At 65.1% G+C, this 24,395-nt stretch carries 19 protein-coding genes and 1 pseudogene; 9 read left to right on the top strand and 11 right to left on the bottom strand.

Annotation, left to right across the window (positions count from 1 at the left end; all coding sequences use genetic code 11):
• Positions 1 to 82: 82 nt before the first annotated feature.
• The gene (locus I6F37_RS24895) at positions 83 to 634 is read right to left on the bottom strand and encodes a cytochrome c family protein (RefSeq protein ID WP_035998026.1); all 552 of its coding nucleotides are present in this window, start codon (positions 632 to 634) and stop codon (positions 83 to 85) included.
• A 231-nt stretch (positions 635 to 865) separates the two neighbouring features.
• Between I6F37_RS24895 and I6F37_RS24890 the strand changes: the two genes are divergently transcribed.
• Positions 866 to 1,606 carry a 3-deoxy-manno-octulosonate cytidylyltransferase gene (locus I6F37_RS24890; protein WP_035998024.1) on the top strand — a complete coding sequence of 247 codons (741 nt, stop codon included), beginning with the start codon at positions 866 to 868 and terminating at the stop codon, positions 1,604 to 1,606.
• Positions 1,607 to 1,627: 21 nt separating this feature from the next.
• Positions 1,628 to 2,485 carry a prephenate dehydratase gene (locus I6F37_RS24885; RefSeq protein WP_035998021.1) on the top strand — a complete coding sequence of 286 codons (858 nt, stop codon included), beginning with the start codon at positions 1,628 to 1,630 and terminating at the stop codon, positions 2,483 to 2,485.
• A 184-nt stretch (positions 2,486 to 2,669) separates the two neighbouring features.
• Here I6F37_RS24885 and I6F37_RS24880 read toward each other — a convergent pair whose 3' ends face one another.
• A complete protein-coding gene (locus tag I6F37_RS24880; RefSeq protein ID WP_035998018.1) occupies positions 2,670 to 3,683 on the bottom strand; it encodes an LLM class flavin-dependent oxidoreductase in 1,014 nt (337 codons plus the stop codon).
• 374 nt (positions 3,684 to 4,057) lie between these two features.
• On the opposite strand from I6F37_RS24880, the gene metF reads away from it, so the two are divergent.
• Positions 4,058 to 4,978, top strand: a complete 921-nt coding sequence (metF, locus tag I6F37_RS24875) for a methylenetetrahydrofolate reductase [NAD(P)H] (RefSeq protein WP_035998014.1) — start codon at positions 4,058 to 4,060, stop codon at positions 4,976 to 4,978.
• 6 nt (positions 4,979 to 4,984) lie between these two features.
• The gene (gene metH / locus I6F37_RS24870; RefSeq protein WP_225152990.1) at positions 4,985 to 8,827 is read left to right on the top strand and encodes a methionine synthase; all 3,843 of its coding nucleotides are present in this window, start codon (positions 4,985 to 4,987) and stop codon (positions 8,825 to 8,827) included.
• Positions 8,828 to 9,110: 283 nt separating this feature from the next.
• Here metH and I6F37_RS24865 read toward each other — a convergent pair whose 3' ends face one another.
• Both I6F37_RS24865 and I6F37_RS24860 read right to left on the bottom strand, forming a co-directional pair.
• Positions 9,111 to 9,740, bottom strand: a complete 630-nt coding sequence (locus I6F37_RS24865; RefSeq protein WP_225152988.1) for a glutathione S-transferase family protein — start codon at positions 9,738 to 9,740, stop codon at positions 9,111 to 9,113.
• 130 nt (positions 9,741 to 9,870) lie between these two features.
• Positions 9,871 to 10,173, bottom strand: coding sequence for a helix-turn-helix transcriptional regulator (locus tag I6F37_RS24860; RefSeq protein ID WP_036021541.1), 303 nt, complete (start codon positions 10,171 to 10,173; stop codon positions 9,871 to 9,873).
• A 27-nt stretch (positions 10,174 to 10,200) separates the two neighbouring features.
• On the opposite strand from I6F37_RS24860, the gene I6F37_RS24855 reads away from it, so the two are divergent.
• Together I6F37_RS24855 and I6F37_RS24850 are read left to right on the top strand one after the other, a co-directional pair.
• Entirely contained in the window at positions 10,201 to 11,184 is a 984-nt protein-coding gene (locus I6F37_RS24855; protein ID WP_225152986.1) for a threonine/serine dehydratase, read from the top strand.
• An 11-nt stretch (positions 11,185 to 11,195) separates the two neighbouring features.
• Positions 11,196 to 11,615 carry a DUF6636 domain-containing protein gene (locus tag I6F37_RS24850; RefSeq protein ID WP_035997993.1) on the top strand — a complete coding sequence of 140 codons (420 nt, stop codon included), beginning with the start codon at positions 11,196 to 11,198 and terminating at the stop codon, positions 11,613 to 11,615.
• 130 nt (positions 11,616 to 11,745) lie between these two features.
• Here the strand turns inward: I6F37_RS24850 and I6F37_RS24845 are convergent, their stop codons facing one another.
• The 7 genes from I6F37_RS24845 to I6F37_RS24815 all read right to left on the bottom strand — a co-directional run bounded on the left by I6F37_RS24845 (position 11,746) and on the right by I6F37_RS24815 (position 21,823).
• The gene (locus tag I6F37_RS24845) at positions 11,746 to 12,339 is read right to left on the bottom strand and encodes an N-acetyltransferase (RefSeq protein ID WP_035997990.1); all 594 of its coding nucleotides are present in this window, start codon (positions 12,337 to 12,339) and stop codon (positions 11,746 to 11,748) included.
• Between the two features lie 269 nt (positions 12,340 to 12,608).
• Positions 12,609 to 14,114 (bottom strand): glycerol kinase GlpK, encoded by a 1,506-nt coding sequence (gene glpK, locus I6F37_RS24840; RefSeq protein ID WP_035997987.1) that lies wholly within the window; start codon positions 14,112 to 14,114, stop codon positions 12,609 to 12,611.
• 378 nt (positions 14,115 to 14,492) lie between these two features.
• Positions 14,493 to 15,266, bottom strand: a complete 774-nt coding sequence (locus I6F37_RS24835) for an SDR family NAD(P)-dependent oxidoreductase (protein WP_225152985.1) — start codon at positions 15,264 to 15,266, stop codon at positions 14,493 to 14,495.
• Positions 15,267 to 15,387: 121 nt separating this feature from the next.
• Positions 15,388 to 16,530: a pimeloyl-CoA dehydrogenase small subunit gene (pimD, locus tag I6F37_RS24830; RefSeq protein WP_225152983.1), complete on the bottom strand. Its 1,143-nt coding sequence runs from the start codon at positions 16,528 to 16,530 to the stop codon at positions 15,388 to 15,390.
• A 133-nt stretch (positions 16,531 to 16,663) separates the two neighbouring features.
• Positions 16,664 to 17,854 carry a pimeloyl-CoA dehydrogenase large subunit gene (gene pimC / locus I6F37_RS24825; protein ID WP_035997966.1) on the bottom strand — a complete coding sequence of 397 codons (1,191 nt, stop codon included), beginning with the start codon at positions 17,852 to 17,854 and terminating at the stop codon, positions 16,664 to 16,666.
• Between the two features lie 19 nt (positions 17,855 to 17,873).
• Positions 17,874 to 19,568 carry a dicarboxylate--CoA ligase PimA gene (pimA, locus tag I6F37_RS24820; RefSeq protein ID WP_225152981.1) on the bottom strand — a complete coding sequence of 565 codons (1,695 nt, stop codon included), beginning with the start codon at positions 19,566 to 19,568 and terminating at the stop codon, positions 17,874 to 17,876.
• 158 nt (positions 19,569 to 19,726) lie between these two features.
• The gene (locus I6F37_RS24815) at positions 19,727 to 21,823 is read right to left on the bottom strand and encodes a 3-hydroxyacyl-CoA dehydrogenase NAD-binding domain-containing protein (RefSeq protein ID WP_225152979.1); all 2,097 of its coding nucleotides are present in this window, start codon (positions 21,821 to 21,823) and stop codon (positions 19,727 to 19,729) included.
• A 131-nt stretch (positions 21,824 to 21,954) separates the two neighbouring features.
• Between I6F37_RS24815 and I6F37_RS24810 the strand changes: the two are divergent.
• The 3 genes and pseudogenes from I6F37_RS24810 to I6F37_RS24800 all read left to right on the top strand — a co-directional run bounded on the left by I6F37_RS24810 (position 21,955) and on the right by I6F37_RS24800 (position 24,394).
• Positions 21,955 to 22,820, top strand: a pseudogene (locus tag I6F37_RS24810) (IclR family transcriptional regulator).
• A 66-nt stretch (positions 22,821 to 22,886) separates the two neighbouring features.
• A complete protein-coding gene (locus I6F37_RS24805; protein ID WP_225134601.1) occupies positions 22,887 to 23,684 on the top strand; it encodes an ABC transporter ATP-binding protein in 798 nt (265 codons plus the stop codon).
• Positions 23,681 to 24,394 carry an ABC transporter ATP-binding protein gene (locus I6F37_RS24800; protein WP_035997952.1) on the top strand — a complete coding sequence of 238 codons (714 nt, stop codon included), beginning with the start codon at positions 23,681 to 23,683 and terminating at the stop codon, positions 24,392 to 24,394. Before I6F37_RS24805 ends, I6F37_RS24800 begins: the two co-directional genes overlap by 4 nt.
• Position 24,395 lies beyond the last annotated feature (1 nt).

Here is a 24,395-nt window from a genome sequence, read left to right as displayed (position 1 = left end):
CGATAACGTCGCCGCGAGGCCCGGATAAGGAAACGGCCAGACTTTTCAGCCTGGCCGTATTCGAGCGCCGGTTCTTGGGACCTTATTTTGACGCCGTCGGCAGCGGCTGAGGTTTCTCCGACTGCGAATTCAGATAGGCGATGATATCGGCACGCTCGGAATCCTTGGCAACACCGGCAAAGCCCATCGCGGTGCCCGGAATGAAGCCCTTCGGATTGGCGAGGAACTTGTTGAGGTCGTCGAAGCTCCAGTTGCCACCCTTGGCCTTTATGGCGGCCGAGAAGTTGAAGCCACCACGGCCCTGGCCCTTGGGCTCGCCAACGACGCCATAGAGGTTCGGACCGACTCGGTTCGGGCCGCCCTTCTCGAAGGTGTGGCAGGCGCCACACTTCTTGGCGGCCGCGGCGCCCTTCTCGACGGAGGCGGTTTGGAGCAGCTTTTCGATCGGTTCGGACGGTGCGGCGGCGGCGCCCTCCTTGCCGGAGCCGGCATCTTGCTTGACCGCGATCTCGAAGCCCGGCTTTTCCGGCATCTTGGGGGAGAACAGCGCACTCGCGGTGAAGCTCGTCACCAGCAGAAAGAGACAGGTGCCGAACACGGCGCCGAGAATCTTGTTGAGTTCGAAAGAGTCCATTTCCGGCCAGGCCCCACCGCAAGAAGGAAACAGCGGCCCGGATGGCCGCAGGACGAGCCTCGGAGAATCAAACGTTCCTTATTGTTTCCCCGAGTTTTGCCATTGAGATATCGGTTTGCCCGGGGTCTGGCAACCCGTATAAGCGACCCGGCTTCAGGCCCGTCCCCATCCCATGTCCCGGTGCGGAAAACGCTCCGTTTTCAGGCTCTTGACCTCAGACCTTTGAACCCGATGATCGATCCCCGCATCCTGGTGCTGATCCCGGCTCGCATGGCCGCCACCCGCCTGCCCGGCAAGCCGCTCGCCGATATCGCGGGATTGCCGATGATCGTGCATGTGCTGCGCCGTGCCGAGGCCGCCGCAATCGGCAGGGTCGCGGTGGCCACCGACACCGACGAGATCGCCTCGGTCGTGACCGCCCATGGCGGCGAGGCCGTGATGACCCGCGGCGACCACCCCTCCGGCTCGGACCGTATCCACGAGGCCATGCAGAAGCTCGATCCCGAGGGCAAGGCCGAGATCGTGGTCAATGTCCAGGGGGATTTCCCGACCATCACGATCGACAACATCCGCGAGGTGCTGCCGCCGCTGCAAGACCCGGCCGTGGACATCGCGACGCTGGCCTCGCGGATCCACACCGAGGAAGAGGATCTCGCCCCAAGCGTGGTGAAGGCGATCGGAACCTCGGTTGGCGGCAGGCGGATGCGCGCACTTTATTTCACCCGCGCGACCGCCCCGACCGGCGACGGACCGCGTTATCACCATATCGGCCTCTATGCCTTTCGCCGCGCCGCGCTGGAGCGCTACGTCTCTCTTCCGCCGTCTCCGCTGGAATTGCAGGAGAAGCTCGAGCAGCTCCGGGCGCTTGAGGCCGGAATGCGCATCGATTTCACCATCGTCGACACCGTGCCCCGCGGGGTCGATACGCCGGCGGACCTCGAGACCGCGCGCAGCATCCTTTCCAAATCCTGAGCCGCTGCTACAAGGCCGAGCATGAGCAAGATGAAGATCGCATTCCAGGGCGAGCCTGGCGCCAATTCCCACATCGCCATCGTCGAGGCCTATCCCGACGCCGAACCGATGCCCTGCGCCACATTCGAAGACGCGCTGTCGGCGATCTCGTCGGGCGAGGCCGATCTCGGCATGATCCCGATCGAGAATTCGGTCGCCGGCCGCGTCGCCGACATCCATCACCTCCTGCCGGCGTCCGGCCTCTTCATCGTCGGCGAATGGTTTCTGCCGGTCCGGCATCAGCTGATGGCCGTGAAGGGCACCAAGCTCGAAGACATCAAGAGCGTCGAGAGCCATGTGCATGCGCTCGGCCAGTGCCGGCGCATCATCCGCAAGCTCGGCATCAAGCCGATCGTGCATGCCGATACCGCCGGCAGCGCCCGCGACATCTCGGAGCGCAAGGACAAGACGGTGGCCGCGATCGCCTCGCGCCTTGCTGCAAAGATCTACGGTCTCGACATCCTCGCCGAGGACATCGAGGACGAGGCCCACAACACCACGCGCTTCGTGGTGCTGGCGCGCGAGCCGAAATGGGCGCCCCAAGGCACCGGGCCGCTCGTCACGACTTTTGTGTTCCGGGTGCGCAATTTGCCGGCGGCGCTCTACAAGGCGCTCGGCGGTTTCGCCACCAACGGCGTCAACATGACCAAGCTCGAGAGCTACATGGTCGACGGCAATTTCTTCGCTACGCAGTTCTATGCCGACGTCGACGGCCATCCCGATGACAAGGGCCTCGCCTTCGCCATCGAGGAGCTGAAATTCTTCTCGCGCGAATTTCGCATCGTCGGGGTATATCCGGGCCATCCGTTCCGCGCCACGTTCAGCGAAGTGCAGGATTGATCCCTCACCCTCCCCTGGAGGGGTCCGGGAGAGCGCAGCTCGCCCGTGGGTCGCTCCCCATGGAGCGCAGCGCAATGCGTAGCGGGGTGGGTGACGGTCTCTCCACGTCGAATACTGCCCGAGTGGAGAGATCACCCCGCTCGCCCTGCGCGCAATCGACCCGCCCCCTCCAGGGGAGGGTAAGCTACCCCGCCGCTCTGAGCCCGAATGCCTCCGCCAATAGCGAATACGACTTCTTTCGCGCCGCGTGGTCATATACCGCCGTGATCACCATCAGCTCGTCCGGCTTGCTTGCGTAGATCAGCGGCTGCAGCTTCTTCTGCACCGTCGCGGGACTGCCGACGAACAGGCGCGAGCGGTTGCGCAGGATCGAGGTGCGCTCGGCGTCCGTATACGGATAGGCCATCGCCTCCTCGACGCTCGGCAGCGGCAGATATTGACTGCGGTCGCGGCGAAGACGGTTGAGGTCGAAGGACGAGGCGAGCCTTTCGGCCTCCTCGTCGGTATCGGCCGCAATGACGGCGACCGCGAGAATGGCATGTGGGCTCGCACGCCAGGTCGAGGGTTGAAAGCGATTGCGGTAATGCACCATCGCATCGATCGCGTCGTGGGACGCGAAATGATGGGCGAAGGCGAAGCCCATGCCGACCTGGGCGGCCAATTCCGAGGAATAATCGCTGGAGCCGAGCAGCCAGATAGGCGGCAGTCTGGTGTCGTCGGGCATTGCGACGACGTTGTTGTAGGGGTGCCCCGCGGGGAATTCGCGCGTCTCCCACAGGATCAACTCGTGCAGCCGCTCCAGGAAATCGTCGCCCTCGCGGCGGTCGAGCCGGCTCCTGAGCGCGTAAGCCGTCGCACCATCGGTGCCCGGCGCGCGGCCGAGACCGAGATCGATCCGGCCCGGAAATAGCGCCTCCAGCATCTTGAAGCGCTCAGCGACGACCAGCGGCGCATGGTTGGGCAGCATCACCCCGCCGGAACCGACGCGGAGGTGCTTCGTCACCGCCGCGATCTGGCCGATCATCAGGTCGGGCGCGGGGCTCGCGACGGAGGCGAGATTGTGATGCTCGGCGAGCCAGTAGCGGACATAGCCGAGGCCATCGACGTGACGCGCCAAATCGATGCTGTTGCGCAGCGCCGCGGCGGGCTTGGTGCCTGATGTGACGACGGAGAGGTCGAGGACGGAGAGCGGGATCATCGCGGCTTAACGTAATGGAGGCGGTCGCGGCGACAATGGGCAGGCTGCGCAGGCCTGACGTGTACGGACGGGCTGGCACGCCAGCGGCTGGAGTTGGGACAACCGCCGCTACTTTGCAGACGATTCTGATCTGCCCACCAAGAAAACCGTTCATAAAAGATAGTTCACGAGAGATAATATCTGAAAATTCAACACATTATGTCATGCAGCGCGCTTCCCACCCAAAACATGATTCGCAAGAATGACCCGTCTAACTGCACCTGAATGGGCAACTTCCCATGCATGATGGGCTGTCGATCAAGGGGCCTTTGCCGTATTTTAGCTCTCCGAGGCTAGACCCCGATTGCCGGCCTGACATTGGAGTGAGTGGCGCCATGACTGACCTGACGACGCCTGCGACAGCCGACCGGCAGGACAGGCACCTGAAGCGGCCCGCGATCTCCTTCGAGTTCTTTCCGCCGAAGACGGAAGAGATGGAGCGCAATCTCTGGGAGACCATCAACCGGCTGGCCCCGCTCGAGCCGAAGTTCGTCTCGGTGACCTATGGCGCCGGCGGCTCGACCCGCGAGCGCACCCATTCGACCATCACACGCATCCTGAAAGAGACCGCGCTGCTGCCGGCGGCGCACCTGACCTGCGTCGGTGCTTCGTGCGGCGAGATCGACGAGATCGTCGACCGCTATCACGAGGTCGGCGTCCGCCACATCGTGGCCTTGCGCGGCGATCCCGTCGGCGGCATCGGCACGCCCTATTCGAGCCATCCCGAGGGTTATCAGAGCTCGGCCGAGCTCGTCGCCGGCATCAAGAAGCGGCACGGCGACATCGAGGTCTCGGTCTCTGCCTACCCCGAGAAGCACCCCGAAGCGCGCGACTTCGATGCCGATATCGACACGCTCAAGGCGAAGGTCGATGCGGGCGCGACGCGCGCGATCACGCAGGTGTTCTTCGACAACGATCTCTACTTCCGCTATCTCGACCGCGTGCGTGCGCGCGGCATCGACATCCCCGTAGTGCCGGGCATCATGCCCATGCACAACTTCAAGCAGGCGCGCAATTTCGTGACCCGTGCCGGCACCACGGTGCCCGACTGGTTCGCGGCGAAGTTCGAAGGGCTCGATGACGATGCCGAAACGCGCAAGCTGGTGGCCGCGACCGTTGCGGCCGGCCAGGTGCAGAAGCTCGCCAAGCACGGCGTCGACACCTTCCATTTCTACACCATGAACCGCGCCGATCTCGTGTTCGCGATCAGCCATTTGCTCGGCATTCGCGCCAAGAGCGCGCAGAAGGCGGCGTAAGCGAACATGACCGTGACCGTCTCTCCGAAGCGAACTGCCCTTCTGAACGCCGCGCGCGAGCGCATCCTGGTGCTCGACGGCGCCATGGGCACGATGATTCAGAACCTGCAGCTCGACGAGAAAGCCTTCCGCGGCGAGCGCTTCAAGAACTTCCATCGCGACCTGCGCGGCAACAACGATTTGTTGATCCTGACCCAGCCGCAGGCGATCGAGGACATCCACGCCGCCTATTTGCGCGCCGGCGCCGACATCGTCGCGACCAACACGTTCTCGACGACCTCGATCGCGCAGGCCGATTACGACCTCACCGACATCGTCTACGAGATGGCGCGTGAAGGCGCCCGCCTCGCCGGCAATGCTGCACGGCGCGTCGAAGCCGAGGACGGCAAGCCGCGCTTCGTCGCCGGCGCCATCGGCCCCACCAACCGCACGGCCTCGATCTCGCCCGATGTTTCCAATCCCGGTTACCGCGTCGTCACCTTCGACGATCTGCGCAAGTCCTATGGCGAGCAGATCCGCGGGCTGATCGACGGCGGCGTCGATCTCCTGCTGGTCGAGACCATCTTCGATACGCTCAACGCCAAGGCGGCGCTCTATGCCATCGCCGAGATCACCGAAGAGCTCGGCATCGACGTTCCCGTGATGGTCTCAGGCACCATCACCGACAAGTCCGGCCGCCTGCTGTCGGGCCAGATGCCGGAAGCCTTCTGGAATTCGGTGCGGCACGCCAAGCCCATCACCATCGGCTTCAACTGCGCGCTCGGCGCTGAAGACCTGCGCGCGCATATCGCCGACATCGGCCGCGTCGCCGACACGCTGGTCTGCGCCTATCCCAATGCCGGTCTGCCGAACGAGTTCGGCCAGTATGACGAGACGCCGGAATACATGGCGCGGCTGATCGGCGAGTTCGCGCGCGACGGCCTCGTCAACATCGTCGGCGGCTGCTGCGGTACGACGCCGGACCATATCGCGGCGATTGCCGCGGCAGTGGCGCCGCACAAGCCGCGCATCGTGCCGGAGATCACCCCGCGCCTGCGGCTTTCCGGACTCGAGCCGTTCGTGCTGACCGACGCGATCCCCTTCGTCAACGTCGGCGAACGCACCAACGTCACCGGCTCGGCCCGCTTCCGCAAGCTGATCACCGCTGGCGACTACACCGCCGCGCTCCAGGTCGCGCGCGATCAGGTCGAGAACGGGGCCCAGATCATCGACGTCAACATGGACGAGGGCCTGCTCGATTCCGAAGCGGCGATGGTGACGTTCCTCAATCTGCTCGCCGCCGAGCCCGACATCGCGCGCGTGCCGGTGATGATCGATTCCTCGAAATTCTCCGTGATCGAAGCCGGCCTGAAATGCGTCCAGGGTAAACCGGTCGTGAACTCGATCTCGATGAAGGAAGGCGAGGAGAAGTTCATTCACGAGGCGAAGATCGCGCGGCGCCATGGCGCGGCGGTCGTCGTCATGGCGTTCGACGAGGTCGGCCAGGCCGACACGTTCGCGCGCAAGACCGAGATCTGCAAGCGCGCCTACGACATCCTGGTGCACAAGGTCGGCTTCCCGCCTGAGGACATCATCTTCGATCCGAACATCTTCGCGATCGCGACCGGCATCGAGGAGCACAACAATTACGGGGTGGACTTCATCGAGGCGACGCGCTGGATCCGGCAGAACCTGCCGGGCGCGCATGTCTCGGGCGGCGTCTCCAATTTGTCGTTCTCGTTCCGCGGCAACGAGCCGGTGCGCGAGGCCATGCACTCGGTGTTCCTGTATCACGCCATCAAGGCCGGCATGGATATGGGCATCGTCAATGCCGGTCAGATGATCGTTTATGACGACATCGACCCGGAGCTGCGGCAAGTGTGCGAGGACGTCGTCCTCAACCGTGACGCGGGCGCCTCCGAGCGGCTGCTGGCGCTGGCGGAGAAGTTCCGCGGCAAGAAGACCGAAGGCAAGGAAGCCGATCTCGCCTGGCGCGAATGGCCGGTGGAGAAGCGGCTGTCGCATTCGCTGGTGCATGGCATCACCGAGTTCATCGAGCAGGACACTGAAGAAGCCCGCAAGAAATCCGCGCGCCCGCTCGACGTCATCGAGGGCCCGCTGATGGCCGGCATGAACGTGGTCGGCGATCTCTTCGGCGACGGCAAGATGTTTTTGCCGCAGGTGGTGAAGTCCGCGCGCGTGATGAAGCAGGCCGTCGCTTACCTCATGCCGTTCATGGAGGAGGAGAAGGCGCGCAACCTTGCGAGCGGCATCGGCACCGAGGGCTCCTCGTCCGCCGGCAAGATCGTGCTCGCGACGGTCAAGGGCGACGTCCACGACATCGGCAAGAACATCGTCGGCATCGTGCTCCAGTGCAACAATTTCGAGGTCATCGATCTCGGCGTGATGGTGCCGGCGGCAAAGATCGTCGAGACCGTGAAAGCTGAGAAGGCCGACATCGTCGGGCTGTCAGGCCTGATCACACCCTCGCTCGACGAGATGGCGTTCTTCGCCGGCGAGTTGCAGCGCGAAGGCTTGAGGCTGCCGCTGCTGATCGGCGGCGCCACCACCAGCCGCGTGCATACGGCCGTCAAGATCGACCCGAGCTATCGCGCCGGTCCCGTCGTGCATGTCAACGACGCCAGCCGCGCGGTCGGCGTCGCCTCCGCGCTGCTGTCGCCGGAGAAGCGCGAGGCCTATGCGGCCGAGGTGCGGGCCGAATACGCAAGGATCTCGGAGGCGCATCTGCGCGCGCAGGCCGACAAGAAGCGGCTGAAGCTGGCTGACGCGCGCGCCAACCGCGTGCCGGTCGATTTTGCCAAGAGCAAGCCGGTGAAGCCGACTTTCCTCGGTATTAGGAGCTTTGACGACTACGACCTCGCCGAGCTCGTGCCCTATATCGACTGGACGCCGTTCTTCCAGACCTGGGAGCTCGCCGGACGCTTCCCCGCCATCCTCGACGATTCCAAGGTCGGCGAGGTCGCGCGCTCGCTCTATGACGATGCGCGCAAGATGCTCGACACCATCCTCAAGGAGAAGTGGTTCCGGGCGCGCGCGACGATCGGCTTCTGGCCGGCCAATGCGCAAGGCGACGACATCGTGCTCTATGCCGACGATAACAGGACCAAGAGCATCGCGACGCTGCACACGCTGCGCCAGCAACTGGAGAAGCGCGAGGGCCGCTTCAACGCTGCCCTCTCCGACTTCATCGCGCCGGCCGGCGTGCCCGACTACATCGGCGGCTTCGTCGTTACCGCCGGGATCGGCGAGGATGCCGTCGCCGATCGATTCAAGATGGCCAATGATGACTATTCCTCGATCCTTTGCAAGGCGCTGGCCGATCGCCTCGCCGAGGCCTTTGCCGAGCGCATGCACGCCCGCGTCCGCCGCGAGTTCTGGGCCTATGCACCGGATGAGGCGCTCTCCAACGCGGAGCTGATCCTGGAGAAATATCAGGGCATCCGCCCCGCGCCCGGCTATCCCGCGCAGCCCGATCATACCGAGAAGGCGACGCTGTTCGAGCTGCTCGATGCGGAGGCGACTGCCGGCGTGAAGCTGACGGAGAGCTTTGCGATGTGGCCGGGCTCGTCGGTCTCCGGGCTCTATTTTGCCAGCCCCGAAAGCTATTATTTCGGCGTCGGCAAGATCGAGCGCGACCAGGTCGAGGACTATGCCGCGCGCAAGGGCATGAGCGTGGCGGAAGCCGAGCGCTGGCTCGCGCCGGTGCTGAACTACATCCCGTCGCAGGACAAGACCTTCGCCGCCACGCCGGCGAACGACGAAATGCCGAAAGACCTCGCCTCGCATCCGCCGGGCTGCACCTGCGCGGTGCACTTGGTCTGGCAGAAGAAGCGCGCCGGCGCGGGGTAGACGCCGCCGAAACACAAACGTGAAAAACAACCCCATGCACAGTAGCGATGGGGTTGAAAAGGCTTGACGTTTTCTGACCTGCCGAAAACACGGTTGCGGCGTCGGGCAAAACAGGGGTATTATTGCATCATCGGGCTGCGGTGGCCGTCCGATACTCTCGCCAGGCCCCGCGCTGTCATTCCGGGGCGCGCCTCTTGGCGCGAGCCCGGAATCCATTGCTCCACATCATCCGCTGCACGGATTCCGGGCTCGCGCTTCGCGCGCCCCGGAATGACAGAGCGCTTCACCCCTTCGGCGGGGACAGCGGCTGCACGATCTCCTTGAACGGCGCCAGCGCCTCGCAGCGCTCGCTATGGGCCGCGAGCGCCGGATAGCGCGCGGCATCGAACAGCTGCGGATGCGCTTCGCGGGTGAAGCGGACGACACAGGCGACGGCAACGTCGGCGTGGCCGATGCGGTCGCCCAGCCAATACGGCGTCGTCACCTTGGCGCGCTCGGCCTCGAGCACTTTCAGCACGTCCGCGATCTGCGCCTGGCAACGCTCGACCCACAGCGCGAGCTGCTCCTTCCGCAGCACGCGCTCGTAGAGCAGGCTCACCGCCTTGTCGCCGAGGCCGGAAGCGAGCGCGCAGATGCGCAAATGCTTGCGCCGCTCGGTGCCGCCGCGCGGCAGCATGGCCTTGTCCGCGCCGACGAGGTCATCGAGATGATCGAGGATGATCGTGCTCTCGATCAAAGCCTCACCGTCGTCGAGCACCAGGGTCGGCACGCGGCGGAGCGGATTGTACGGCGCGATCTTGTCGGCATCGCCGAAGGTCGACCATGGCCTGTGCTCGAAGGCGAGCCCGTAGAGCCGGAGCGCAATCGCGACGCGGCGGACGAAGGGGGAATCATATTGGCCGATCAGGAACATGGTTCTCGCTCTTCTCGATCATTGAACACGACAGGGTCGATCAGTCTCCACGACCAGCTCGGCGCGGCGCAACAAATATCTCGGAAACGGAGCATTGCGCCGGCTGCAACGACCCGCGACCGCCTTGCGCTCAAAGGCCGTCCTGGATCGAGCGCTTGATCGCGGCAATGGCGGTCTCGTTGCGCTTGTACATCGTCCACTGCTTGATCCGCTTGGCGCGCACCAGCTTGGCTGCCGTCAGCACCCGCATGTGCTCGCTCAATGTCGGCGCGCTGACCCCGAGCTTTTCGGCGATCAGCAATCCGCAGACACCGTCCTCGACCAGGTCGCCGTCTTCCTGCTCGCGAAAATGCTTCCGCGGATCCCGCAGCCATTCCAGGATCTGCAGGCGGCGTTCGTTGGCGAGCGCGCGCAGGGCGACGGCAAATTTCATTTAGCCATTTTGCTAATTACCTAATTGATGTCAACTCTCAGTTGGGTTATCCTGGACGGCATCATGACAGCGACAATGGACATCACACGGGAGCGGATTGCGGCGACCGAGCCGGTCATCCGTCCGCATATCAGGCGCACGCCGCTTGTTCAGGCCGACCTCGCCGATTTCGGCCTGCCGGCCGCGCCGGTCACGTTCAAGCTCGAGATGCTGCAGCATTCCGGATCGTTCAAGGCGCGCGGCGCCTTCGCCAATCTGCTGCTGCGGCAGGTGCCGCAGGCCGGTGTGGTCGCCGCGTCCGGCGGCAATCACGGCGCCGCCGTTGCCTATGCCGCGCATCGGCTCGGCATTCCCGCCACGATCTTCGTGCCCGACATCACCTCGCCGGCCAAGGCCGAGCGGATCAGGATCTATGGCGCAAAGCTCGTGATCGCCGGCAGCCGCTACGCCGATGCGCTCGCCGCGAGCGAGGCGCATGTCGCGCAGACCGGCGCGCTGGCCGTCCATGCCTACGATCAAGCCGAAACCCTGCTCGGCCAGGGCAGCGTCGGGCTGGAGCTTGAGCAGGATGCGCCCGGCATCGACACGCTGCTGGTTGCGGTCGGCGGCGGCGGGCTGATCGGCGGCATTGCGGCATGGTACGCCGGCCGGACACGCATCGTCGCGGTCGAGCCGGAGCAATCGCCAACGCTGCATGCCGCGTTCGAGGCGGGCGCGCCGGTCGATGCGCCGGCCGGCGGCATCGCCGCCGACAGCCTTGCGCCGCGACGCGTCGGCGAGCTGATGTTTCCGGTCGCGCGAGCCCATATCGAGCGTGTCGTCCTGGTCAGCGACGATGCGATCCGGCAGGCCCAGGCCGCGCTATGGTCGCACTTGCGCCTCGTGGCAGAGCCCGGCGGCGCAGCTGCATTTGCCGCGGTGCTCTCCGGCCGCTATCGTCCCTTACCTACCGAGCGCGTCGCAGTTCTGGTCTGCGGGGCAAACACGACGGCGGTGACTTTCGAGAGCTGAGCGGGAATGACATGACGCGACCGCGCGGACTGGTCCTGATGGCGATCCTGCTGCCGATGATCGGCGCCGCCCAAGCGCAGGACCGCCCGATCGGCTTTCTGACGCCGTCGAAGAACATCGCCTGCCAGTTCTTCACCGACAACGGACAGGGCGTGCTCCGCTGCGACATCATGAACATGGACGTGCGCCCGCGCCGGCCCGCCGATTGCGAGCTCGACTGGGGTCACGCCTTCGAGATGAGCGCGAAGGGCGCAGCAAGCCGCATCTGCGCCGGCGACACCGTGATGGACCCCTCGTTGCCGGTGCTGGCCTATGGCGAGGTGTGGCAGCGCGGGGGATTCATGTGCCGGTCGGAGCAGACGGGATTGACGTGCTTCAACGCGATGCAGCGGGGTTTTTCGCTGGCGCGGGGGAAGCAGGAGGTGTTTTGAGATCGTAGAACGGCAGCGCAGACTCCCGTCATTGCGAGCGCAGCGAAGCAATCCAGAATCTCTCCGTGCGGACTCTGGATTGCTTCGTCGCAAGGGCTCCTCGCAATGACGGTGAGGAGGCAGTCGCGCACTATTCAATGATCGGCACGTGCTTCGCCGCATCGCGCGGCGCCGTGTCATCAAGCCGCGGATCATCCGCCACTTCGATCTGGCGGCGGAAGGGGCGAAAGCCGGAGCGTTGATAGAACGCGACGGCGGAGGGATGATCGAAGGTGCAGGTGTGAACCCAGACGCGGCGGACGTCGCGCGACCAGGCGCGCTCCAGCGCGCGGTTCATCAGGAAGCGGGCGGCGCCGGTGCCGATCAGGGGAGCGGTGACGCCGAAATAGGTCAGTTCGCAGTGGCCGGGCTCGCGGAAGTCGAGCTCGAGCAGGCCTTCGTCTCGGCCGTCGAGGACGAGGGCATAGACCTCGATTCCAGGCGCATGGATGATCGCGGCGAGCTCGGCGTCGGTCATGCGCGCGCGCGAGAACCACAGCCAGCCCTCGCCGACGCGGCGGAAGAGATCGCGGTACCAGGGAAGCGCGGGGGCATCGACCTTGCGCAAGGTCCAGGCGCCGGGCGGATCATCGCGGCGCGCGGGCGGTGCAGTCATCTCCAGATGGGTGACGATTGCGGCGATCTTGCCGTTCGGGACGTCGGAATAGCCGTCGGGGACGATCATGTTTCGTTTCTTCTTTTGTTAGCGATTAGCGGGCGGCGCCGTTTGAGGCACCACAGCAGCGCCACACTCCGTCATTGCGAGCGCAGCGAAGCAATCCAGGATCTTTCCGGGGAGGCAGCCTGGATTGCTTCGTCGCAAGAGCTCCTCGCAATGACGGTGTAGAGGCGGTGGTGTAGCCCGGATGGAGCGCAGCGCAATCCGGGATTTGTGCCACCATCGACAGCGGACCCGGATTACGCTGCGCTCCATCCGGGCTACGACATTTGCCGCTACCCCTCCCCCTCGTCGCTCGCCAGCACGCCCTTTACCGCGCGCGCCCAGCCGGCGAGCTTCCGCTCGCGCGTGGCCTGGCTCATGTTGGGCTTGAAGCGGTGCTCGAGGCGCCAATTGTCGGCGAACTTGGTCGGCTCGGGATAAACGCCCGCCTGGAGGCCAGCGAGGTAGGCGGCGCCCAGCGCCGTGGTCTCCTGGATCACCGGGCGGTCGACCGGCGCATCCAGGAGATCGGCGAGGCGCTGCATGGTCCAGTCGGAGGCGGTCATGCCCCCGTCGACGCGGAGCACGACGCTTGCGGTTTCCGAACTCGGCCAGTCCGCGCGCATTGCGGCCCAGAGATCGAAGGTCTGGTAGCAGACGCTTTCCAGCGCGGCATGGGCGAGCTCGGCGGGGCCGGTGTTGCGGGTGAGGCCGAACAGCGCGCCGCGGACGCGCGGATTCCAATAGGGCGCGCCCATGCCGACGAAGGCGGGGACCAGGTAGACGCTCTGCATGGAGTCCGACTGATCGGCAAGCGGTCCGGTTTCGGCGGCATGCTTGATGATGCCGAGGCCGTCGCGCAGCCATTGCACAGCGGAGCCGGCGACGAAGATCGAGCCTTCCAGCGCGTAGGTGCGTTTGCCATCGAGCTGATAGGCGACGGTGGTGAGCAGCTTGTTCTTGGAGACGACGGGCGTGGTGCCGGTGTTGAGCAGCGCGAAACAACCGGTGCCGTAGGTCGACTTCATCATGCCCGGGCGGAAGCAGGCCTGGCCGATGGTGGCGGCCTGCTGGTCGCCGGCGATGCCGGCGATGACGATGGGGCCGCCGAACAGGTCCGGCGTGCTCTCGCCGAAGCGGGCGGAGGAATCCTTCACCTCGGGCAGCATCGAGCGAGGCACGCCGATGATCTCCAGCAGCTCGTCGTCCCACGCGCCGGTGTGGATGTTGAACAGCAGCGTGCGCGAGGCGTTGGTGGCGTCGGTGGCGTGCACCTTGCCGCCGGTGAGGCGCCAGAGCAGATAGCAATCGATGGTGCCGAACATCAATTCGCCGCGCGCGGCGCGCGCGCGGGCGCCGGGGACGTGGTCGAGGATCCAGGCGACTTTGGTTCCGGAGAAATAGGGATCGATGATCAGGCCGGTCTTCTCAGAGATCACGGGCTCGCGGCCTTCTGCCTTGAGCTTGGCGCAGATGTCGGCGGTGCGGCGGTCCTGCCAGACAATGGCGCGGTGCACGGCCTGGCCGGTGGCGCGGTCCCACACCACGGTGGTCTCGCGCTGGTTGGTGATGCCGATCGCGGCGATGTCCTTTGCGGTGATCCCGGCATGCTCGATCGCTTCGCGGCAGACCATCACGGTCGAGGTCCAGATGTCCTCCGGCTCGTGCTCGACCCAGCCGGAGGCCGGAAAATGCTGCGGAAACTCGGCCTGCGCCTTCGCCGCGATGGAAATATCGCCGCGAAACACGATCGCGCGCGAAGAGGTGGTGCCCTGGTCGATGGCGAGGACGAAAGACATGGCGGCTTACCTTGGCGTTTTCTTTGGGCGTCTTCCCTGGAGGGGTCATTGTGTCGCGCCAAAGGGAGCGGATTAGGGCGGCAAGGTCAAGGTTTGGATCAGTGGGGGCCGCTGCCCTTCCTTCTCCCCTTGTGGGAGAAGGTGGCATAGGCGGCCGTCGGCCGCCGTTCTCAAGAACGCCGAAGCAAGGCTTCGGCTACGGCGCCGGATGAGGGGTATGCTTCGGCGAACACAGCCGCAAAAGAGTCACGTGCGGAGGGATACCCCTCACCCGTCTCGCCGCTTCGCCATAGCCGATGCGAAGCATCGGCGTTCTTGAGAACGGCGGCCGAAGGCCGCCTATGCCACCCTCTCCCGCAAGGGGAGAGGGGAAGAACCCTACACCGCCGCGGTCGTCACGCCGCCGTCGATGACGATGGTTTGGCCGGTCATGAAGCTCGAGGCGTCGGAGGCGAGGTAGGCGACGGCGCCGGCGATTTCGTCGGGCTCGCCGATGCGGCGGAGCGGCGTGGTGGCGGTGCGGCGCTTCAGATTGGCTTCGTCTTCCCAGAGCGCGCGGGCGAAGTCGGTCTTGACCAGGCCGGGCGCGATGCAGTTGACGCGGACGCCTTTCGGACCCCATTCGCCGGCGAGCGAACGGCACAGCGCGAAGTCGGCGGCCTTGGAGATGCCGTAGGCGCCAATCACGGTGGAGCCGCGCAGGCCCCCGATCGAGGAGATGATGATCACCGAGCCCTTGCCGCGCTCGGCCATCTCAGGGATCGCGAGCGCGGAGAGCCAGATGTTGCTCTTGACGTTCGAGCCCATGATCTTGTCGAAGGCTTCATCTGATATGTCGAGCAGCGGGCCGTAATAGGGATTCACGGCGGCGTTGCAGACGAGAATGTCGATTTTGCCGTAATGCTTCGTCGCGCCCGCGATCAGCGCCTCGACCTCGTTCTTGCGCGCGATGTTGCAGGGGATGACGATGGCATCGCCGCCAGCGGCATTGATGCCGTCGGCGACTTCCTTGCAAGCGTCGGCCTTGCGCGAGGAGACAACCACCTTGGCGCCTAACTTGGCGAGCAACTCGGCGGAGGAGCGGCCGATGCCGCGGCTGGAGCCGGTGACCACGGCGACCTTGCCGGTGAGATCGAACGGGGTGTTTTGCATTGCTGTTGCCTCAGATGCTTCGTCATTCCGGGGCGCGCCTCTTGGCGCGAGCCCGGAATCCATACTCCCGATCGTGGCTATGGATCCCGGGCTCGCGCTTCGCGCGCCCCGGGATGACAGGTCAGATCAACCCGCCCGCGTCTGCGACGCGGCGCTGGTGGTAGTCGGTGTCGCCAAAGGTGTTCTCGATCATGGTGAGGCGCTTGAAGTAGTGGCCGATCTTGGCCTCCATGGTCATGCCGATGCCGCCGTGAAGCTGGATCGACTGCTGGCCGACGAACTTCAACGACTTGCCGATCTGCACCTTGGCCGCGGCGATCGCGTTGCTGCGCTCGTTGGCGTCCTCGAAGTCGTTCGCCATGGTCGCGAACATCGACATCGAGCGCGCCTGCTCGGCGGCGACGAACATGTCGGAGGCGCGGTGCTGCAGCGACTGGAACGAGCCGATCGCAACGCCGAACTGCTTGCGCGTCTTGATGTACTCGACCGTGGTCTTGAGCGATTCGTCCATCAGGCCGACCGCCTCGGCGCAGAGCGCGACGCGGGCTTCGTCCACCACGCGCTCTATCAGCGCGAGCGAATCCTCGGGGTTGCCGAGCACGGCGTCGGGACCGACCTCGACACCGGTGAAGGTGATGTCGGCGGCGTGCAGGCCGTCCTGGGTCGGATAGGACTTTTTCGCGACGCCCTTGGCGTTGGCCGGGACCAGGAACACGCCGATGCCTGACTTGTCGCGGCGGTCGCCCTTGGTGCGCGCGGTGACGATCAGGGTATCCGCATTCTCGCCGTTCAGCACGACGAACTTCTCGCCGTCGATCACGTAAGAATCGCCCTTCTTCTTCGCGGTCGTGACGACGTCGAACAGATCGTAGCGCGAGTTCTTCTCGAGCTGCGCGAAAGCCAGCGTCTTGCTGCCGTCGATGATGCCGGGCACGTGCGCGGCCTTCTGCGCATCGGTGCCGGCATGACGCAGGAAGCCGCCGCCGATCACGACGGTGGCGAGATACGGCTCCAGCACCAGCGCCTTGCCGAGCGCTTCCATCACGATCATGGTCTCAACGCCGCCGCCGCCGAAGCCGCCATCGGCCTCGCTGAAAGGCAGACCGAGCAGGCCCTGCTCGGCGAGCTTGAGCCAGACCGTCTTGCTCCAGCCGCCCTTCTCCGCCATGTACTTCTTGCGCTGCTCGAAATCGTAGGAATCGGTCAGCAGGCCGTCGATGCTTTCTTTGAGAAGCCGCTGCTCCTCGTTCAGATCAAAATCCATTTCTTTGGTTCCTCGTACCCGAAATTATCTGGCTTCGTCATCCCGGGGCGCGCATCGCGCGAGCCCGGGATCCATACTCCCGATCGTGGTTATGGATTCCGGGCTCGCGCTGACGCGCGCCCCGGAATGACTGCTAGAGCCCCAGCACCGCCTTGGCGATGATGTTGCGCTGGATCTCGTTGGAGCCGCCGTAGATCGAGACCTTGCGGTTGTTGAAGTAGCTCGGCGCGATCTGGGCGGTCCAGTCCATGGCTTCGTTCGAGCCATCGTCGCCGTGCACGTCGTAGGGCGCGGCGAACGGGCCGATCACTTCCATCAGAAGCTCGGTGGTGGTCTGCTGGATCTCCGAGCCCTTGATCTTCAGCACCGAGGAGGCCGGATTGGGCTTGCCCTTGCCGTGCTTGCCTTCGTCGGCGACGACGCGCAGCTGGGTGAGCTCGAGCGCCTTCAGCTCGATCTCGCAGGCCGCCAGCTTCTCGCGGAAGGCGGGATCCTGGATGATCGGCTTGCCGGCGGATTCGACCTTCGAGGCCAGATCCTTGATGCGGCGGATGCGCTCCTTGGAGACGCCGACGCGGGCGATGCCGGTGCGCTCATTGCCGAGCAGGAACTTGGCGTAATCCCAACCCTTGTTCTCCTCGCCGATCAGGTTCTCGTAGGGAACCTCGACGTCGTCGAAGAAGACCTCGTTGACCTCACGGCCGCCGTCGATGGTCTGGATCGGGCGCACGGTGACGCCCTTCGACTTCATCGAGAACACGATGAAGGAGATGCCCATCTGCTTCTTGGCGTTGTTGTCGGTGCGGCAGAGGCAGAAGATCATGTCGGCGTGCTGGGCGAGCGTGGTCCAGGTCTTCTGGCCGTTGATGATCCATTTGTCGCCACGGCGCTCGGCCTTGGTCTTGAGCGAGGCGAGGTCGGAGCCGGAGCCGGGCTCCGAAAAGCCCTGGCACCACCAATCGTCGACATTGGCGATGCGCGGCAGGTACTTCTTCTTCTGCTCCTCGTTGCCGAAGGTGTAGATGACGGGGCCGACCATGCTGACGCCGAAGGCGAGCGGCTGCGGCGCCGGATAGGATTGCAGCTCCTCGTTGAAGATGTAGTGCTGCACGCTGGTCCAGCCGGTGCCGCCATATTCCTTCGGCCAATGGCTGACGCCCCAGCCCTTCTTGTTGAGGATGCGCCACCACGTCACCATCTCGTCCTTGGAGAGGTGACGGCCCTCGACCAGCTTGCGCCGCGTATCCGGCGGCACGTTGTCGCGGAAGAACTGCCGCACTTCGTCGCGAAACGCCTGCTCTTCTCTAGTGAATGCGAGATCCATTGGATCCTCCTGTGAAACGTTACTTCATTTTCGTCATTGCGGGGGCATCGGCAGCGCGAATCCCGGACGACGGTTTCTGCTGCTGGCGCAATTCGTGGCGCGACAATTTGCCGACCGGCGTGCGCGGCAGGTCGTCAACGAACTCGACCGCGGCCGGCAATTCGTGCTTGCCGAGCTTGCCGGCAAGCTGCGCGCGCAATTCGTCGAGCGTGAACGGCTTTGCCTCGGGCCTCAATTTGATGAAAGCCTTGGCTGCCTCGCCGCGATAGGGATCGGGAATGCCGAGCACGATCACCTCATGCACGCCCGGAATGGTGTAGATCGCCTGCTCGATCATCTGCGGGTAGACGTTGAAGCCGCCGGAGATGATCATGTCCTTCTTGCGGTCGACCAGGAAGAAATAGCCGTCGGCATCGACATAGCCGATGTCGCCGGTGAGAAAGCGGCCATCGACGAAGGCTTCCGTGGATCCCTCCGGCTTGTTCCAGTAGCCCTTGGTGACGTTCGGGCCCTTGATGCGGATCTCGCCGATCTCACCCGGTGGCAGCACGCGCCTGGGATCGTCGAGCGCGACGACGTCGAGCTCGATGCCGGGCAGCGTCAGGCCGATCGAGCCCGGCTTATCTGGACCGGTCGGCGGATGGCCGGTGCCGGGCGAGCAAGTCTCGGTCATGCCCCAGCCGCTCTTCAGCTTCTTGCCGACCTTGCGCTCGAAGAAGCTCGCGATCTCGACCGGCAGCGGCGCGCCGCCGGAGCCGATGGTGGCGAGCGAGGAGAAGTCGCGCTTGTCGAGATCGGGCAGCGCGGCGATCGCGATCCACATCGTCGGCACGCCTGGGAAATACGTCGCACGCTTGACCTCGATGTCGCGCATCACGGCTTCGACGTCGAAGCGCTGATGCAGCGAGATCAGATTGCCGCGGCGGAGCGAGGACAGCAGCACCACCGTGAGCGCGTAGATGTGGAACAGCGGCAGCACGCAGATCACGCGCTCGATTGTCTCGCCGCGGGCGGCGCGGGCCGGCCTGCCCCAGACGTCGTAGATCGACACCGCCGAGGTGAGATTGCCGTGCGTGAGCATCGCGCCCTTCGGCAGGCCGGTGGTGCCGCCGGTATATTGCAGCAGCGCGACGTCGTCGGCCGCAACGACTGGCCATTGCGCAGGCGCGGTGGCGCCCTCGACGAACGCCTTGAAGGTAACGATGCGGGGATCGTCAGGGATCGCCGCCTGCGGCGTGCCGACCTTGCCCCAATGATCGTCCTCGCAGACGACGAGCTTGTCTATCAGGCCCTTCTCCAGGAATTTCAGCGCGGTCGGCAGCAGGGCCTGGAGGTTGGAGGTGACGAGCAGGCGCGAGCCGGAATCGGTGATCTTGTGCGTCAGCGCGATCTCCCCGTCGAGCGGCGACAGATGCGCGACGCGGCCCCCGGCCTTCAGCGCGCCGAAGAAGCTGACGGGGTGATCCGGCGTGTTGCCGAGGAACAGCGCGACCGAGCTGTTCCTGCCGATGCCTTCGCGCAGGAACGCTGCGGCGGCGCGATCGGCCAAGCTTGCGAGCTCGGTGTAGCTGATGGGCCGGTCGCGGAATTCCAGCGCGGTGCGCGGGCCGAAATCGGCGGCGGCCTTTGCGAGAAGGTCCGGCAGCGTGCCCTGGACGATGGGGTCGTCCCACCGCACGCCCTCGGGATAAAACTGTTCGCCGGGATGGGTCATTTTCCTGATTGCTCGAGCGAACAACTAACACAGACCGTCATTCCGGGGCGCGACGAAGTCGCGAGCCCGGAATCCATAACCACCAGCTGGGGTTATGGATTCCGGGCCTGCGCCTTGCGGCGCATCCCGGAATGACGAAGGTTGGGACGAAGCCCCGATCACGCTGCTTTAGACTCCGCAGCCAGCGAGGCGAACGTCTTGCCCTCCGCGGCGAGCTTCTTCAGCAGCGGGGCGGGCTCGAGGCTGGGGTCGTTGGTCTCCTTGGCGTAGAAGGCGAGGCGATCGGCGATGTGCTTGAGGCCGACGCTGTCGGCCCAGTACATCGGGCCGCCGCGGTAGATCGGCCAGCCATAGCCGTAGAGCCAGACCACGTCGATGTCGCTGGGACGGGCGGCGATGCCCTCCTCCAGGATCTTCGCACCCTCGTTGATCATCGGATACATCATCCGCTCGAGGATCTCCTCGTCGCTCACGACGCGCTTCTTGCGGCCGAGACGAGCTAAGGTCTCGTCGATCAGCTTCTCGACATCAGGATCGGGCAGCGGTGCACGGGAGCCCGCTTCGTACTTGTAGTAACCCTTGCCGGTCTTCTGGCCGAAGCGACCGGCTTCGCACAGCGCGTCCGCGATCTCGGACTTGATGCCGCGATCTTTCCGCGAGCGCCAGCCGATGTCGAGGCCGGCGAGATCGCCCATCGCGAACGGGCCCATCGGCATGCCGAACTTGGTGACGACGGCATCGACCTGCTGCGGCAGCGCGCCTTCGAACAGCAGCTTCTCGGACTGCTTGCCGCGCTGGGCCAGCATGCGGTTGCCGACGAAGCCGTCGCAGACGCCGACCACGGCCGGCACCTTCGCGATCTTGCGTGCGATCGTCACGGCGGTGACCAGCGCATCGGGCGCTGTCTTGTCGGCGCGCACGATCTCGCACAGCTTCATGACGTTGGCCGGCGAGAAGAAGTGCATGCCGAGCACGTCCTGCGGACGGTTGGTCGACTTCGCGATCTCGTCGATGTTGAGATACGAGGTGTTGGAGGCGAGCACGGCGCCCGGCTTGGCGTACTGGTCGAGCTTGCCGAACACCTCCTTCTTCACCGCCATGGTCTCGAACACGGCCTCGATGACGAGGTCGGCGTCGCCGACATTCTCGATGCCGACCTTGCCGTCGATCAGCGCCATGCGCTTGGCGGGCGCATCGGCCGGGATGCCGCCGCGCGCGGCGGTCGCCTCCCAGTTCTTCTGCATCACGCCCATGCCGCGCTTGAGCGGCTCCTCGGCGGTCTCGATCAGGGTGACGGGAATGCCGGCATTGGCAAAGGACATCGCGATGCCGCCGCCCATGGTGCCGGCGCCGAGGATGGCGACACGGTTGACCGGACGCGGCTTGGTGCCTTCAGGCACGCCCGCGATCTTGTTGGCCTCGCGCTCGGCGAAGAAGGCGTAGCGCTGCGCCTTGGACTGGTCGCTGGCGACGAGCTTGAGGAAGCCCTCGCGCTCCTTCTTCAGGCCTTCGTCGAACGGCAGGTCGATGGCGTAGCCGACAGCATCGGCCGCCGCGAACGGCGCCTCGAGGCCGCGCGACTTCTTGGTCATCGCGGCGACCGCGTTGGTGAAGATCGAGCGGTCGGCCTTGGCGGCAGCGAGCTTGGAATCGTCGTCGCGCAGGCGGCGCAGCGGACGCTTCTCCGCGATCAGCTTGCGCACGAAGGCTTCGCCGCCGGAGGCCGGCCCCTCGACGATCTCCTCGATCAGGCCGTTCTTCAGCGCTTCCGCCGCGCCGATCGGATCGCCGCCGACGATCATCTTGACCGCGAGCTCCGGCCCGACCGCGCGCGGCAGGCGCTGGGTGCCGCCGGCGCCGGGCAACAGGCCGAGCTTGACCTCGGGCAGGCCGAGCTTGGCCTCCTTCACCGCAACGCGGAAATGACAGGCAAGCGCGACCTCGAGGCCGCCGCCGAGAGCGGTGCCGTGGATCGCGGCGACGACGGGCTTTGGCGAATTTTCGATCTCGGACAGCACGTCGTTGAGCGCCGGCGGCTTCGGCGGCTTGCCGAACTCGGTGATGTCGGCACCGGCGATGAAGGTGCGGCCGGCGCAGGTCAGGACGATGCCCTTGATCGCGGGATCGGCGACGGCGGCCTTGATGCACTCCAGGATGCCGCCGCGGACTGCGGCACTCAGCGCGTTGACCGGCGGGCTGTTGACCGTGACGATCCCGACTTCGTCATGACGCTCAAGCTTGACCACTTCGCTCACGGTGTCCCTCCTTGGTGGGGATTTGCTTTTGTTTCGATTTCGCGGTGCGGAATTTAATTCCGCATCTTGACGGCAGGGTTATTTTGAAGCACGGACGTTGTCAACGACTCCGCGCAAGAAGCAGATCAGGGATGAAGCGTACAGGAAAGAAGACCGCGACCGATCGGAATTTCGTCGTCGCGCTTTCCCGCGGACTGGATGTATTGCGCGCGTTCCACCCCAATGACGGCCTGCTCGGCAACCAGGAGATTGCGGCCCGAACCAATCTGCCCAAGCCGACCGTGTCGCGGCTGACCTACACGCTGACCAAGCTCGGCTATCTGACTCCGGTTCCCCGCTTCGAGAAATACCAGCTCGCACCGGCGGCGATGTCGCTGGGTTACGCGGCGCTCGCCAATCTCGGCGTCCGGCATTTGTCGGAGCCGTTCCGCGAGGAAGTGATGCGCGCGACCGGCGGCGCCGTCGCCGTCGGCGGCCGCGACCGTCACAGCATGATCTATTTCGGGCAGAGCCGCGGCACCGAGACGGTCGGCGTTCAACTTGACGTCGGCTCGCGCGTGCCGATTGCAACCAGTGCGATGGGCCGCGCCTATTTCTGGGCACTCGATGACGAAGGTCGCGCCGAAGTGTCGCGCATCCTGCGCGAACATTACGGCAGCCGCTGGCCGAAGATGCGCGAGGGCTTGGAACGTTCCGGCGAGACGGTCGCGAAATACGGCTTTGCGATTTCGGTCGGCGATTGGCACGACGACATCGGCGCCGCCGGCGTCGCGCTCAAGCTCAACGACGGAACCGGGCCTTACGCATTCAATTGCGGCGCGCCCGCATTCCGTTTCACGGAAGAGCGTTTGATCAACGACATTGGACCGCGTCTCTTAGCGATGGTAAGGAACATCGAGGCGGCGCTCGGGGGTCTGATGCCGCATTCAAAAAAAGACATCAGCAAAAGCTGAAATCAGGAGGAAAAGTTGCGCGTGTGGCCGAGGGATTCAGATAGCCTTTGTCATCATCGGGAGCGGCTCGCATCGCCCCATCGCTCACTGAACGACGTGAGCGAGACGAGATGACGCAGGCACAGCTCGCGCAGGGTAGATCGCCCCTGCTCGCGGTTCGCGACGTCAGCGTCGTGTTCGGCGGCATCGTCGCGCTCAACGGCGTGTCCTTCGACATGCACAAGGGAGCCATCCTCGGATTGATCGGCCCGAACGGCGCCGGCAAGACCACGCTCTTCAACTGCCTGTCGCGGCTGTACCAGCCGTCGTCCGGCGACATCTTGATGGACGGCGTGAGCATCCTGACGCGGCCGCCGCACCGGATCGCCGAGATCGGCATCGGCCGCACCTTCCAGAACGTGGCGCTGTTTCCCAACCTTTCGGTGATGGACAACGTCCGCGTCGGCGCCCATTCGAAGACCTCGAGCGACATTATCAGCGACTCCCTGAAGCTTGCCTGGGTCCGGCGCAGCGAGACCAGCATCAACAAGAAGGTGCACGAGATCCTTGCTTACCTCGACCTCGAGGACGTCGCCCATACCGTCGTATCCGGCCTACCGTTCGGTACGCAGAAGCGGGTCGAGCTGGCGCGTGCGCTGGCGGCCGATCCGAAGATCCTGCTGCTCGACGAACCCGCCGGCGGCCTCAACCACGAGGAAGTTCATGTGCTCGGCGATCTCATCCGCAAAATCCGCGACGAGCGCCATATGACCGTGCTCCTGGTCGAGCATCACATGGGCCTCGTGATGTCGATCGCCGACCATGTCGTCGCGCTGAATTTCGGCAAGAAGCTCGCGGAAGGCACGCCCGCCCAGGTGCAGGCGGACCCGGACGTCATCAAGGCCTATCTCGGGAGCAAGGATCAATGACGCCACTGCTCAACGTCAAGGACCTGCGCGCTTATTACGGCCAGGTCCAGGCGCTCCATGGCCTGTCCTTCTCGCTCAACGAGGGTTCGCTCGTGACGCTGCTGGGCGCCAACGGCGCCGGCAAGACCACCACACTGCGCGCGATCTGCAACATGGTGCGCTCCACCGGCGGCGTCGAGTTCGAAGGCAAGCCGCTGAACAACCGTTCGACCGAGAGCATCGTGCGGTTCGGCATCGCCCACGTGCCGCAGGGCCGCGGCACCTTTACCAACATGACGGTGGAGGAGAATCTCCAGCTGGGGGCCATCACCCGCAAGGACCGCGCCGGCATCGTCTCCGACATCGAGCGCATGTACGCGCATTTCCCAGTGTTGAAGCAGCGCCATACCCAGCAGGCCGGCACGCTCTCCGGCGGCGAGCAGCAGATGCTCGCGGTCGCCCGCGCGCTGATGCTGCGACCGCGGCTGATGCTGCTCGACGAGCCCTCCTTCGGCCTCGCGCCGCTGGTGGTGCGCGACCTGTTCGGCATCCTCGGCAAGATCAACCGCGAGGACAAGGTCTCGATCCTGGTGGTCGAGCAGAACGCCCAGCTCGCGCTCGAGCTCGCCGACCAGGCCTATGTGATCGAGACCGGGCGCATCGTGATGTCGGGCAAGGCCAAGGACATCGCGAACAACGAAGAAATCCGCAAATCCTATCTGGGTTACTGAG

The organism is Bradyrhizobium sp. NBAIM08 (assembly GCF_020193935.1).
Lineage (GTDB): Bacteria > Pseudomonadota > Alphaproteobacteria > Rhizobiales > Xanthobacteraceae > Bradyrhizobium > Bradyrhizobium yuanmingense.
Note: the sequence above shows the minus strand (reverse complement) of the source record. Positions and strands in the feature narration are given on the sequence as shown.

Bases quoted from the DNA above. Each gene is read 5' to 3' on its own strand.
- I6F37_RS24895 (WP_035998026.1), bottom strand. From the start codon at position 634: ATGGACTCTTTCGAACTCAACAAGATTCTCGGCGCCGTGTTCGGCACC.
- I6F37_RS24890 (WP_035998024.1), top strand. From the start codon at position 866: ATGATCGATCCCCGCATCCTGGTGCTGATCCCGGCTCGCATGGCCGCC.
- I6F37_RS24885 (WP_035998021.1), top strand. From the start codon at position 1,628: ATGAGCAAGATGAAGATCGCATTCCAGGGCGAGCCTGGCGCCAATTCC.
- I6F37_RS24880 (WP_035998018.1), bottom strand. From the start codon at position 3,683: ATGATCCCGCTCTCCGTCCTCGACCTCTCCGTCGTCACATCAGGCACC.
- metF (WP_035998014.1), top strand. From the start codon at position 4,058: ATGACTGACCTGACGACGCCTGCGACAGCCGACCGGCAGGACAGGCAC.
- metH (WP_225152990.1), top strand. From the start codon at position 4,985: ATGACCGTGACCGTCTCTCCGAAGCGAACTGCCCTTCTGAACGCCGCG.
- I6F37_RS24865 (WP_225152988.1), bottom strand. From the start codon at position 9,740: ATGTTCCTGATCGGCCAATATGATTCCCCCTTCGTCCGCCGCGTCGCG.
- I6F37_RS24860 (WP_036021541.1), bottom strand. From the start codon at position 10,173: ATGAAATTTGCCGTCGCCCTGCGCGCGCTCGCCAACGAACGCCGCCTG.
- I6F37_RS24855 (WP_225152986.1), top strand. From the start codon at position 10,201: ATGTCAACTCTCAGTTGGGTTATCCTGGACGGCATCATGACAGCGACA.
- I6F37_RS24850 (WP_035997993.1), top strand. From the start codon at position 11,196: ATGACGCGACCGCGCGGACTGGTCCTGATGGCGATCCTGCTGCCGATG.
- I6F37_RS24845 (WP_035997990.1), bottom strand. From the start codon at position 12,339: ATGATCGTCCCCGACGGCTATTCCGACGTCCCGAACGGCAAGATCGCC.
- glpK (WP_035997987.1), bottom strand. From the start codon at position 14,114: ATGTCTTTCGTCCTCGCCATCGACCAGGGCACCACCTCTTCGCGCGCG.
- I6F37_RS24835 (WP_225152985.1), bottom strand. From the start codon at position 15,266: ATGCAAAACACCCCGTTCGATCTCACCGGCAAGGTCGCCGTGGTCACC.
- pimD (WP_225152983.1), bottom strand. From the start codon at position 16,530: ATGGATTTTGATCTGAACGAGGAGCAGCGGCTTCTCAAAGAAAGCATC.
- pimC (WP_035997966.1), bottom strand. From the start codon at position 17,854: ATGGATCTCGCATTCACTAGAGAAGAGCAGGCGTTTCGCGACGAAGTG.
- pimA (WP_225152981.1), bottom strand. From the start codon at position 19,568: ATGACCCATCCCGGCGAACAGTTTTATCCCGAGGGCGTGCGGTGGGAC.
- I6F37_RS24805 (WP_225134601.1), top strand. From the start codon at position 22,887: ATGACGCAGGCACAGCTCGCGCAGGGTAGATCGCCCCTGCTCGCGGTT.
- I6F37_RS24800 (WP_035997952.1), top strand. From the start codon at position 23,681: ATGACGCCACTGCTCAACGTCAAGGACCTGCGCGCTTATTACGGCCAG.